Annotated in this window: 12 protein-coding genes and 1 pseudogene; all 13 read right to left on the reverse strand. The window is 43.2% G+C overall.

Annotation, left to right across the window (positions count from 1 at the left end):
- Positions 1-199: 199 nt before the first annotated feature.
- Positions 200-748 (reverse strand): annotated as a pseudogene (radC, locus tag DV702_RS05875) (DNA repair protein RadC); the annotation flags it as partial.
- A gap of 1 nt (position 749) precedes the next feature.
- Positions 750-1,352, reverse strand: coding sequence for a Maf family protein (locus tag DV702_RS05880; protein WP_162805733.1), 603 nt, complete (start codon positions 1,350-1,352; stop codon positions 750-752).
- Positions 1,353-1,436: 84 nt separating this feature from the next.
- Positions 1,437-2,063 carry a hypothetical protein gene (locus tag DV702_RS05885; protein ID WP_114923919.1) on the reverse strand — a complete coding sequence of 209 codons (627 nt, stop codon included), beginning with the start codon at positions 2,061-2,063 and terminating at the stop codon, positions 1,437-1,439.
- A 91-nt stretch (positions 2,064-2,154) separates the two neighbouring features.
- Complete coding sequence (locus DV702_RS05890; RefSeq protein ID WP_114923920.1) at positions 2,155-2,910, reverse strand: prepilin peptidase; 756 nt, start codon at positions 2,908-2,910, stop codon at positions 2,155-2,157.
- 11 nt (positions 2,911-2,921) lie between these two features.
- Positions 2,922-3,608, reverse strand: a complete 687-nt coding sequence (locus DV702_RS05895) for a pilus assembly protein PilO (protein WP_114923921.1) — start codon at positions 3,606-3,608, stop codon at positions 2,922-2,924.
- Positions 3,608-4,297, reverse strand: a complete 690-nt coding sequence (locus tag DV702_RS05900) for a hypothetical protein (RefSeq protein ID WP_114923922.1) — start codon at positions 4,295-4,297, stop codon at positions 3,608-3,610. Before DV702_RS05900 ends, DV702_RS05895 begins: the two co-directional genes overlap by 1 nt.
- A gap of 1 nt (position 4,298) precedes the next feature.
- Positions 4,299-5,300 (reverse strand): type IV pilus biogenesis protein PilM, encoded by a 1,002-nt coding sequence (pilM, locus tag DV702_RS05905; RefSeq protein WP_114923923.1) that lies wholly within the window; start codon positions 5,298-5,300, stop codon positions 4,299-4,301.
- 195 nt (positions 5,301-5,495) lie between these two features.
- Positions 5,496-5,984: a type II secretion system protein gene (locus tag DV702_RS05910; RefSeq protein ID WP_114923924.1), complete on the reverse strand. Its 489-nt coding sequence runs from the start codon at positions 5,982-5,984 to the stop codon at positions 5,496-5,498.
- An 86-nt stretch (positions 5,985-6,070) separates the two neighbouring features.
- Complete coding sequence (locus tag DV702_RS05915; protein ID WP_114923925.1) at positions 6,071-6,502, reverse strand: prepilin-type N-terminal cleavage/methylation domain-containing protein; 432 nt, start codon at positions 6,500-6,502, stop codon at positions 6,071-6,073.
- A 117-nt stretch (positions 6,503-6,619) separates the two neighbouring features.
- Positions 6,620-7,831 (reverse strand): type II secretion system F family protein, encoded by a 1,212-nt coding sequence (locus DV702_RS05920; RefSeq protein ID WP_114923926.1) that lies wholly within the window; start codon positions 7,829-7,831, stop codon positions 6,620-6,622.
- 2 nt (positions 7,832-7,833) lie between these two features.
- Entirely contained in the window at positions 7,834-8,871 is a 1,038-nt protein-coding gene (locus DV702_RS05925; protein WP_114923927.1) for a type IV pilus twitching motility protein PilT, read from the reverse strand.
- Positions 8,872-8,882: 11 nt separating this feature from the next.
- Complete coding sequence (locus tag DV702_RS05930) at positions 8,883-10,550, reverse strand: GspE/PulE family protein (RefSeq protein ID WP_114923928.1); 1,668 nt, start codon at positions 10,548-10,550, stop codon at positions 8,883-8,885.
- Positions 10,551-10,562: 12 nt separating this feature from the next.
- Positions 10,563-12,077, reverse strand: coding sequence for a VanW family protein (locus DV702_RS05935; protein ID WP_162805734.1), 1,515 nt, complete (start codon positions 12,075-12,077; stop codon positions 10,563-10,565).
- Between the last annotated feature and the right edge of the window lie 23 nt (positions 12,078-12,100).

Raw genomic sequence — 12,100 nt, forward strand, 5'->3', positions numbered from 1 at the left:
ACAACTTTCAGCCGACTTCACCGAGCTTCACACCCCATTCTTTTACACATTTGAATAGCGCATGTCGGAGTATTAGAGTAGGCATTTCAAGGCGTTACCCTATCATTCTACCTATCGAGTTAAGAGTTCACGACTCTCTTTTGGTCGATTGACCTTCAGACAGCGTGCGCAACCTTTTCAGTTACGAACGTGTCGCACGATGATTATGCGAAATAATCATGGAAGCAGCAGATCGTTTAAACGCCTCACGGAATACTTCGCGCGGATGCACAATACTAGAATTCAAGCTCCCAATAAAAATGGTCTGCTTATGTAATACTTCATTTTTCACATTTAAAAATAACACGACGAAGTGTTCTTGATTCAATGACGACATATCTGTCATTAAATAATTCGCAGCGTCTTCAGGCGATCGAATTTTGTAGCGGTCTTCAGGTGCGGCGCGGTACAAACGCTTACCCAGTTCCGCTGACGCAAGGATCTGTACCGCTTTCGCTTCCCCAATTCCTTTAATTTGCGTCATCTCTTCAACGGTCATTTCCTTCAAATCAGCCAGTCGATCCAATGTGGACAACACACGATTAGCAAGGACCAGCACAGATTCTGCCCGCGTGCCAGTACGCAATAAAATCGCCATCAGTTCTTGATTGGAAAGACTGCTGGCACCTTCTCGAATCAAGCGCTCACGGGGACGATCTGCAATATGGACATCACGGATCATCATTTTAGGCTCTAAATCTAGCGGCATGTTACGCATCACCTACTTCTAATGTCAACCATTGCTCATCGCGAAGATATTCGACTAATTGCCCAATCGGCAAACCGACAATATTTTGATAATCCCCGACAATCGCTTCCACAAATAACATACCATCCGTTTGAATGCCATACGCCCCCGCTTTGTCTGCCGCATCCCCAGAGCGCACATACTCATGTACTAGACCGACATCCAAATCGCGGAACTTCACCTGCGATAGACTAGCAAACTGCAATTTTCGCCCTTCCATCAACACCGTAACACCCGTGATCACTTGGTGGGTCTCCCCTGAAAGTTCCAATAAAAACTCAATGGCCTGTTCATTATCGACTGGCTTTGGAAACTGCCGATTCCCTTTAACTACGATAGTATCTGCCGCAACCACCATAGCCTGCGGATGTTTATCGAACACCACTTTCGCCTTTTGCTCCGACAAACGAATGGCATAACGATCGGGTTCACGTGGCGTAAACGGCAAATCTTCTTTCACATCACTCGGTACAACTGTAAACTCTATACCTGCGAGCTGTAATAATTCTTTACGTCTTGGTGAATTTGAAGCGAGAACGACCGGTTGAATACTAGAAAATTTCATACATACTACCTCCTTTTCTATAGTGTACGTCATTACACTGTTTTTGAAAAAGAAGCAAAATTCAATTCTTCCTCGAATATCGCCTCAAAATTGAATTTTGAAGCATGGATCTTCATTTGAATAATACCCTAATAGATGCAGCCTAGCAATTGAAGAATCCTTTGTGAATGCGGTGATAGCGGTCATTTTCTTCTGAAGATCCGTCCCTTTTTTCTTCTCTCCTCCACCGACAGACAATTCAATTTTGGACAAATCGTCTGCAAGCAAGGCTTTTTTCACTTCTTCACGATTTGCTTGCTTACAAGTGCCGTCAACGACTCGGATTTTCTTCTTAAACGCATCTTCTGTTTCATTTAACACAACGTGACTTTCCTTTACCCACGTAGCTCCCCAAACGTAGAACTGTCCATTCACTGGAAAAATCACTGTTTTAGCTAATGAAGGGTCGGTCGCAACAAAATCAGTCGCCGCCTCTTTCGCGGAAAACACGCCGTACTGCTTTACGAACATCGTCACTGCTTCTCCATCCGCCGCTTGCTCTTCTTCTGCATTCGGCCCTGAAGTGGCTACTTTTTTTGTAGAATTCGCCCCTTTTTCTCCAGTAGTAAAAATGGTCAGTCCGATTACAAAAACCGCTGCTAAGCCAATCGCCACTCCTTGCACCATTGCACGCACAATAATATTTCTCGAATACCGTTTACGAAAATGCATTTGCACTCACTCCACTTTTTCCTTCACTTTACCAAACAAGACGCAAAAAAAGACAAGACTGGTGTCGTCTTGTCCATAAACATTTTCTTCATTAATAAAACAAACCGGTATACCATCCGACAATTTCACTGCCATAAAAATATGAAATAAGAGCAGCGACCGCAATGGAAGGACCGAATGGCACCGGCGTCTTCCGTCCTTGCTTCGTCCGTTTCAGGAAAATCAGTCCGACAATCGCACCAATGAATGCAGCAAGAAACAATGTAAATAGCGTCTGCATTGTACCTAGCACTAAACCGATCACAAAAAACAGCTTAATATCGCCGCCACCCATCCCACCATTCGACACGATCGCAATGAGTAACAACACGCCAAATCCAACAACCGCGCCAAGCAAACTATCCCACCAAGGCGTCAATGGACTGACAAAACGCAAAATGAAAATCGCTACTCCAAACGGCAGAAGAATTTTATTCGGGATAAGCATATATTTCAAATCAGAAACAGTTAAAATAACGAGCATCGAAATGAATAACAGTGCTACAGCGAGTTCCCATTGAAAACCGAAGTGCATATACGCATAAAAGAACAACATGCCCGTCAGCAACTCCATCAACGGATAAATCGCACTAATTTTCTCTTTGCATCCTCGGCATTTCCCTCGCAAAAACACATAAGAAAATACCGGCACTAAATCCACCGCGGTTAAATTACGGTCGCATGTCGTACAGTGCGAAGGCGGAGTGACAATAGATTCCTTCAACGGCACACGCAACCCGACCACATTAAAAAATGACCCGAACGTAATACCATAGAGGAAGAAAAATATACCGATTAGCCATTCCATAGACTCTCTCCTTACTCCACAGTTTCATCGCCGCGCATTTTGTTAATAGTCGTCGGATCGTCTTTACCCGCAGCCGCCGGGGCATCCACTCTCGGCGCCTCATCTTGCAAATTCACCAAATCGGGGCGGAAGAACGCATTAAATGAAATGACCAGTTCCATCTCGCCAAGCTCGGATTCAGCTTCTGTCTTTTCAGGCAACCCTTTAAACTGAATCGTTTCGACATTCATGATCCGCAACATTTCTTCGATCTCATAAATGAAGTTATCTACTTGATCGTACGTATCCGCGACCAGCTCCACTTCCATCAACACCGTTTGCAGATTTTGCACTTCTTCAGGCAACTCTTCCGCAACGAACTCATTCTTACTAAACTTGACGTTTTGCACCCGCGTATCCGATTTCACTTCCGCTTTGTCTATCCGCAGCAATAGCGCATCTTCTAACGGAATGACAGGTACTTTCTTCTGTAACGGGCCCGAAGAAACAGTCTCGTCTCCATCTTTATTCGCCAACTGCCTTTGCAAAGCAAATAAAATATCACGTTCAGACGTCAATTGCGCCGTTGATTGTTCATGCCGATCTCTTACCGGCAAATACAAACTGAAAATAGAATAATATAATACTGCACCAAACAATAAAACAGCTAGCGCAATGAGTACAATTTGCTGTTGGCGTTTCGATATATACTTATCCATTAGCGCACCTCCCCTGTATTCATATCTATTGGAGGTTGCGGTTCTTCTGCTGGCGGCGAAGACTGCTCTACCGGCTGATCTATGGCATCCGGATCGACCGTCGCATCTTGCGGCGTTACATTGCGCTCATCTACAAATTGAATAAAGTACTTCGCCTCATAGCGAGGTAAAACATTCGTAGATACTTTCTCATCAGGCAACGGCTGTTCTTTCGCTTCCAATTCCTCAAACGTCGCATCAATGACTAGCGAAGAAGATTTGATACGCGTCAAATAATGAGCAGGTTCTGTTAAATCATCAAATTGTACAAGAAGCGTCATTTCGTTCGGTGCTGTGAATGTCAATTCCAAAAAGAATCCACGTTCAGGTAATGCTTTGACAAGATCCTTGATCAATGGATGCGTTTTGTATTGATAGTCTTCTAAAAAATCGACAGTCGCAGCTAAACTTGCTTTCTCCTGTCCAAATGCAGAAGGTCGCAACTGTGATGTAATGCCTTCTTGCTGCTTTTGTACATCATATGTTTGCTGGTTCAATAATTGAATTTCATCTTCATTCTTTTGTGTCATCCAATACAGAATGACCCAACTGAGAAGCGCCGCTAAAAGAATAGCAAGTACAATCCAAAGCCATGTTTTACGCTCGCGGATTTTCTCCGGCAGTAAATTAATATCGACTAACTTTTGCATGTCACACCTCTTCCTTCAACGCAAGGCCGATAACCCGGTGGAAATCTGCAGTCACTTCTGTACCGTCCACGCAAGTAATCCGTTCCTTCACTAAAGGAAGTGCTTCAATTGCCAAACGTTCGCGCACGAGCTGAAGCAACGTTTCAGTCTCGCCATAAGAACCGTTCCATAATAAATGAGTAATGACCGCATCCCCCTCCGCCAAATTAAATCGGTAGAAGTTTGCTAATTTCTCGAGTTCCGCGACAATAGTCATCGGTTCCACTTGCTTTTCTTCCAGTTCTTCGCCCGTTGTCATACTGAGCGGGACTTCAAGCTCCATCGAACGGATGAATAACGGATAATGGCTATTGAAAATCGACACCGTCAAACTGCGTCCGCGGATGTCAGCGAGTAATATGTGCTCTGTACCTTCGAACTCATATTCATGATACGCCAAACGATACAACGATAGAGGGGCGATATCTGCGACGACAGGCTCCGTCTTTACTGCTTCCAGCGCGAATTCATACGACTGCATAACACTTTCTTTAGAAGCGATTAAAATCGCCTCCTGCTGACTAGTAGTAGCTATGTAAGGCACGACATCAAATACCGGATCATCAAACGGCAAATAGATCGTCGAGCCGATTTCAATAAAGAAATGACTTTTTAAGTCTTCTACCTCCACTGATTCTGGATAGGTCACTCTACGTATGATGACGTATGCATCAGGTGCGAGAAAAGCAACATTGCGTTTCACTAAATTCCAGTCTCTTACGACTTCATCCAGCGCTTCTTCCAGCGCCTCCTCATTCGCAATCCGGCCTTCGTGAATGACGTGAGGCGGAAGAGCCGCTTCACGTGCGACATCCAGAACAATCGGATGGAGCGATTTGATACGGACATAGCGAATCGCATCGTCATCAATCGTCAATGAATGGATACGCTTTTTACGTCCGAACGAAATGGACGGAAGAGAAAGACTAGAAAGCGAACGTTGAATAGTTGAAACGATTGACATAATACGAACTCCTTCCAAACGGGTACATACTACATTCTCAGTAGGTATAGTTGCATCCGTTAGTTATGTTTAAGTATAGCAAAAGGATAGAAGGAAGGAAAGATTCATAGGGGATATTTACCTTTTTAGATGATGATGGAAATAAACACATGTAAGCGGTGACATAATTTATCATGTAATGAAATCGGTTAGAATTTAATTGCCTGCAGGAGGAACAAGAAATGGGCCTTCTACCCCTTCGCGTGTACCACAAGCTTCCTTCCCAACATGAATCGAATGTCCGCTATTAGCGATTTCCTCAGCTGTCGCATTATAGAACGTCACTTTACTTTTCCCTTCTGAAGAGGCGCAGATCTTTGCTGGTGTCACATTCGTAACAAAGGCAGTATCGTTTAAATAGCCATTGCTTTCCATATAGCCTTGATTCACTAAATCTGGTAAGGACGCAGCTTGCCACTCTCTTCCGTATTGCTTACCTTCACTGTTAATAGCCGGTGTCTCCACAAAATACAATTGAGCAGCACGCAACATCACTAACGCTTCCCCTTTCGTAGCTTTGTGACGATTGTTTTCAATAATTTTCCCGACCGCAGGAACAGCAATAGCTGCGATGATCCCCATTATAACGAGCACAGCTAATAACTCTATTAACGTGAGTCCCTTTTGCGATTTTATGATCTTCATACCGTAACCAGCCCCTTCCCTTACTATATAGAAAAAAAGCGGAAGGCGACTTTCCTAGCGCCTTCCGCCTTTTATGGAGATTTTTATTAGTTGATGGTTTGTGCAGTTACAGCACTACCTTTTGTAGTATCTGCATTGATAGAATCAATTGTAGCTCCGGTAAATGTTACTGTTTTTCCTCCTGCAAAATCAATTGCTGCTGTAGAAATCTTCTTAGGATTACCATTAGCTACCGTGCCAGTAGGAGGTAATTTTCCCGCATTTTCCAAATAACCACCAGTAACTAAAGTTTCTATTGTAACAGAATTTTCTTTAGGAGTTTCTGTGAAGTACATATTAGCTGCGTTCAACGCATTCAACGCATCGGCCTTCACCGCGTTGTACTTCGTGTTTTCAATAATGTTTCCGATTGCTGGTACTGCAATCGCAGCGATAATCCCTAAAATAACGATAACTGCTAGTAACTCAACAAGCGTCAAACCTTTTTGATTCAACTTCTTTTGTAGAAATTTTTTCATTTGTTTTCCTCCTCTTGTTTTTCGTACTCTATGAATATAGTATATCACAGCACTTAGGAAAATAACACTACTAAATTGAAAAATATTATTTATTTTCATAGAAATATGCATTTTCTGTTACAAACTGTCTATTTGTTCAAACATGCTGAACATAGGCATCATAATTGCTAAAACTATAGTCCCAACTATTGCCGCTAAGAAAACAATCATTAATGGTTCTATTAGCGCCTTTAAGCGATCCGTCGCGGCTTCTACTTCTTTTTCATAGAAGTCTGCTACTTTCGCCAACATAGAGTCTAAAGAACCAGTCTCTTCTCCAATTGCGATCATATGAGGAATTAACGGTGGAAATGCCCAATGATTTAGCATCGGTTCAGTCAATGATCCGCCTCGTTCCATCGATTCCCTAGATTCCCCAATCACTTTTCCTATGACTTTATTCCCTATCACTCGTTCTGTCATCGTCAGCGACTGTAAAATCGGCACAGAACTAGAAAACATCGAGCTTAATGTACGTGTCATCATCGCTAAAGCTGCTTTTTGCACGATCGGACCGAATATCGGCATACGAAGCGCAATCGTATCCAATAAAAACTTCCCTTTCGGATTACTGCGCAATAATAAAAATCCGACGACGATCGCTGAAATAATTAAAAACAGCAAATACCAGTAACTCTCAATCCATTCACTGGCCGCCATAACCATGCGTGTCAACCACGGCAATTGACCGCCAATACTATCAAACATATCGACGAACATCGGGACGACAAACCATAATAAGAAAATGACAACTCCAATCGCCACAATCCCTACTACAATCGGATACGCCATAGCTGATAGTACTTTCTGTCTCGTTCGGTACGCTTTTTCAAAGTGATCTGCTAAGCGGTCGAGCGCTTCATCTACAGTCCCTGAGACTTCACCGGCACCAATCATATTCAGAATTAGCGGTTCAAATACTTTCGGATGTTTTCCTAAAGCGACCGACAGCGGTGTTCCCGTGCGTAAGTCTTCTTGAATCGACGTTAATATTTTGCGAAACGCTGCTTGCTCTACTTGCGCTGATAAAATTCGAACAGCATCTACAATCGTGACACCCGCCTGTAACAGCGTCGAGAACTGCCGTAAAAACATGATCAATTGATCCCGTTTGACCGGATTCCCAATCGTAATTTCTTTCGTCAACGCGGTTTCTTGTTGCTCCACAATACTCACAACACGAATTCCTTGGCCTTTTAGCTTAATCGCCGCATCTCGTTTATTCGTTGCGATTACAGTTCCGCGACGGATCGACTTGGCATCCCGTCCTTCATACGTAAAACGCGCCATCGTTACTCATCTCCCTGCAAAAACGGCAATGCCGCTTCATAGGATATAATCCGCTGCTCCATTAAACTTTTCACTGAATGATCCATCATATGCATTCCACTCGCCCGGCTCGTCTGAATGACGTTCGGAATTTGGTGAACTTTCTCCGATCGAATCAAATTGGAAACCGCCGCATTGTTAATCATAATTTCTGTCGCAGCACGCCGCCCTGATCCATCTATCGTCTTAAACAAACGCTGAGACACAACAGCAGTTAATACACCGGACAACTGCACGCGAATCTGCGACTGCTGGCCATGAGGGAAGACGTCTATGATTCTATCAATCGTCGAAGCCGCACTCCATGTATGCAGTGTCGCAAGTACTAAGTGGCCGGTTTCTGCTGCTGTAATGGCTGTAGAAATCGTCTCCAAATCCCGCATTTCACCGACTAGAATGACATCAGGATCTTGTCGCAGAGAAGCGCGCAAACCAGCTGCGAACGAGTGCGTGTCAAAGCCGACTTCCCGCTGATCGATAATTGAAGATCCGTGCTCATGCATATATTCAATCGGATCTTCCAATGTAATAATATGTTTCCTCATCGTTTCATTCATATACCGAATCATCGCAGCGAGCGTCGTGGATTTTCCCGAACCCGTCGGACCCGTTACTAAAATTAACCCTTGCGCTGTACTAGCTAAATTCATTAGTGTTGCCGGCATATTCAATTCATCGATTGTTGGGATTTTTGTCGGAATCGTACGGAAAGCCAACGAAATCGCCCCACGTTGTTGAAACGCATTGACACGAAAACGTGAAACACCTGGTATTTCATAGGAATAATCGATTTGTCCCGCTTCTTTAAAAGCAGGTAACATTTTGCCAGGTATCGTTTGATGTGCAATTCTTTCCGTTTCTTCTGGAGTGAGCGGTGTTTCTCCATAGCGTTTTAAATCTCCATGCACGCGAAAAATAGGTGGCACCCCTACAGTCAAATGAATATCAGATGCCTTAATAGTGAAAGCTTCCGTCAATAATTGATTAATCCGTTCAGGCATTGTATACACTCCTATTCAATCAAGGCGATTCGCAACACTTCTTCAGTAGTTGTAATACCCTGTTTCACTTTCTCCAACCCATCGTCTATAAGGAAAATCGTTTTACTTCTCTCCGCAATTTCTCGCAGTACAGTAGGTGCCGCGTCTCTGTTGATCGCATCTCGCATTTCTGCATTAATGACGAGCACTTCATGAATCGCGATACGCCCACGATACCCCGTCATATTACATGCTGCGCAGCCCGATCCACGGTGAATTTCATCGACCGTCATTCCACGCTTGGTAAAAATAGCTTGTTCCCGTTCTGTTGCCGGCTGTCTCGTTCCACAGTCTCGACACACTCTTCTAATGAGTCGTTGCGCTACAATCGCATTCAATGAAGCTGTTAATAAGAACGGTTCTACGCCCATGTCAAGCAATCGGGAGATCGATGCGACAGAGTCATTCGTGTGGATTGTACTCAATACTAAGTGACCCGTTAACGAAGCTCGAATCGCAATTTCCACCGTTTCTTTATCTCGAATTTCTCCTACCATCACGACATCAGGGTCTTGTCGTAAAATCGATCGTAATCCAGCGGCGAATGTCAATCCTACGTTGGAATTCACTTGAATCTGATTGATCCCTTCCAATTGATATTCCACCGGATCTTCAATCGTAATGATATTGACATCTTCACTATTCAAACGATTCAGTGCCGCATATAAAGTAGAAGATTTCCCTGAACCTGTTGGACCTGAGATTAAAATAATGCCATTCGGCTTTTCAATTTCTGATAAAAAACGTTCTAAATTTGTTGTACCAAAACCAAGCTTGGACAAATCATTTAATGAACTGCTCAAGTCTAAAATACGCATAACAATTTTCTCACCAAAGACAGTAGGCAATGTCGATAACCGCAAGTCAATCGGTCGGAAATCAATCGTTACTTTAATACGGCCATCTTGCGGAATACGAGATTCGGTAATATTCAAATTCCCCATGATTTTAATACGTGCGAGAAGCATTGCCTGCATATGCTTCGGTAACACACGCTCCGTCTGCAACTTCCCGTCAATTCGGAAACGGATGACGACTTGGTGTTCTTGCGGGTCAATATGAATATCACTCGCCTTCATCGTTACAGCGCTTGATATGATTTGATTGACTAGACGGACGATAGGTGAATCCTGATCTACTAAATCTTCTTGCTGTTGCAACTGTTCTTCTGTCGTCTCCGGTTCCTCGAACAACACATCATCAAATAACTCATCATCATAATATCTAGTGATCGTTCGCGTAATATCATCTTTTGACGCGATAGCCGTTTCAATATGAAAACCAGTCGATAACCGCAAATCTTCTATTGTGTTGTAATCCATTGGGTCCGCCATCGCTACGAATAATTTATCGCCGTCTTTCTTTAATGGCACGATCATCTTCTGTTTAGCTAATCCTTTTGGGACAATATTGAATAATTTCGGGTCAAACGGGTATCTGAATAAATTGACGTGCGGAATTCCGAGTTGGAACTCCAATACTTCAATTAGCTGTTGCTCTGTAATATATCCACGTTGCAATAACGCATCGCCTAATCGCTGATCTCGTGGCTTGTCTTGTAACGTGCTCATCAATTGTTCGTCTGTCAATAAACCGGACTCTATAAGTAAATCACCGAGACGTTTTCTAGTGACTGCCATGTACATCCTCCTTTACGATGCAAGTGGATTGCCGTTTTTATCTACGGGGTTGCCACCTTTATCGAAATACACATCATCTTTGTTTTGATTGCCGGACGGTTTCGTGGTTCCTGTAGAATTTCCGCCATTTGTACCCGAACTGCTTCCGTTCGTAGAATTATTTCCAGTGGAGCTTCCAGGTTTTCCTGAATTGCTGGTATTGGACGATGAACCGTTTCCATCTGTACCCGTCGATCCAGACGATGTGCCTGACCCATTTGTAGAAGAATTCCCTTGAGATGTTCCAGAGTTAGAGTTACCACCGTCTGTAGTTGAGCCAGAATTTGTATTCGAACCAGAACCTGTATTTGAATCATCTGCCGGCGGTTCTACTGGCGGTTCTGGACGTATTAAATCACGTCGTTCTATTTTTGACTTCGGTAAATAGAAGTCTACTGAAATATCTTCATAGTCTTGTAGAGAGCCATTTAACAACACGCTGCGCATAACCTTTACTTCCATCGCTTGTTTCCCTTTATCAATCCTTTTAGACTTACTAGAAGAAGCAAACGCACTATACTGCACGACTGTTTTCGGATTATACGTCCGCAAGCTCTCTACTTGGGGCTGATACGTATGCACAAACGGCAATCCTTCTATTGAAAGAGTAATTTGAGAGTTTTTCCATTCTGCTCGTAACGTGAACATAGTTTGATTAGGGTTTGTGAATTGCAAATCCAAATCTAGCTTGCGATTCACAACCGCTTCAAAGCCAGGTTCTACACCTACTGTCAACTCATTTCCAATACTACGTTCATCAATTACCCAGTTCGTCTGTAACGCGGACTCATACAATAGCGACGCCATAATAGATAGATCTTGATCAATAGCCACAACGGACTCTTTATCACTTACAAACTCTTGAAAAGAAAACGTAGAGTTCGGTTCAATCTCAAACTCGTTCAAATCATTGATCAATAAACGCAGCCCTTGCGATATTTCATTCGTCGCATACGAAGCAGAGGCAATTGTTTGCGCTTGATTATATATATCTGGAATTATTTGAGCTAAATATATATGTTGTGGCATAATTCCGGTACGCAATTGGGATTCTATTTGAGAAGAGATGTTCTCGATTTCCTCATCATTGAAGCTAAGCGAACTGAAATTCTGCTTGAGCACAGTGCGCAATCCTTCTCTGGAAACCGACGCCACGAGCGAATTCTCTTTTCCAGATACTGCTTGGTCTACCGTGGCGTCTACATCGAATGTTATCACTTCCGTCGGCAAATCAATGTTAAAGTCTTGAATAATCAACTGAACTGCAGTCGTCTGCTCCAACTCCGCGAACTTGCTAGTAAGTTCCGATTTTGCCTGCTTACGGTTCTTCTTTGCTAAAGGAAATGGACCGACATACGTATGTTTATCAAAACGTTTGAAATTCGAAAACAACCCGTCTCCCGCGTATGCTTGCTGGGTGAACACGACACCAAGCAAGAGCAACAATGCACCTAGGGAGAGACTAATTTTTTGTAGTTTTTGTTTCATTATTCGCATCACTCTTTCTAATT

The organism is Sporosarcina sp. PTS2304 (assembly GCF_003351785.1).
GTDB lineage: Bacteria > Bacillota > Bacilli > Bacillales_A > Planococcaceae > Sporosarcina.

Bases quoted from the DNA above. Each gene is read 5' to 3' on its own strand.
- DV702_RS05935 (WP_162805734.1), bottom strand. From the start codon at position 12,077: ATGAAACAAAAACTACAAAAAATTAGTCTCTCCCTAGGTGCATTGTTG.
- pilM (WP_114923923.1), bottom strand. From the start codon at position 5,300: ATGTCAATCGTTTCAACTATTCAACGTTCGCTTTCTAGTCTTTCTCTT.
- DV702_RS05910 (WP_114923924.1), bottom strand. From the start codon at position 5,984: ATGAAGATCATAAAATCGCAAAAGGGACTCACGTTAATAGAGTTATTA.
- DV702_RS05885 (WP_114923919.1), bottom strand. From the start codon at position 2,063: ATGCATTTTCGTAAACGGTATTCGAGAAATATTATTGTGCGTGCAATG.
- DV702_RS05930 (WP_114923928.1), bottom strand. From the start codon at position 10,550: ATGGCAGTCACTAGAAAACGTCTCGGTGATTTACTTATAGAGTCCGGT.
- DV702_RS05880 (WP_162805733.1), bottom strand. From the start codon at position 1,352: ATGAAATTTTCTAGTATTCAACCGGTCGTTCTCGCTTCAAATTCACCA.
- DV702_RS05890 (WP_114923920.1), bottom strand. From the start codon at position 2,910: ATGGAATGGCTAATCGGTATATTTTTCTTCCTCTATGGTATTACGTTC.
- DV702_RS05895 (WP_114923921.1), bottom strand. From the start codon at position 3,608: ATGGATAAGTATATATCGAAACGCCAACAGCAAATTGTACTCATTGCG.
- DV702_RS05900 (WP_114923922.1), bottom strand. From the start codon at position 4,297: ATGCAAAAGTTAGTCGATATTAATTTACTGCCGGAGAAAATCCGCGAG.
- DV702_RS05915 (WP_114923925.1), bottom strand. From the start codon at position 6,502: ATGAAAAAATTTCTACAAAAGAAGTTGAATCAAAAAGGTTTGACGCTT.
- DV702_RS05920 (WP_114923926.1), bottom strand. From the start codon at position 7,831: ATGGCGCGTTTTACGTATGAAGGACGGGATGCCAAGTCGATCCGTCGC.
- DV702_RS05925 (WP_114923927.1), bottom strand. From the start codon at position 8,871: ATGCCTGAACGGATTAATCAATTATTGACGGAAGCTTTCACTATTAAG.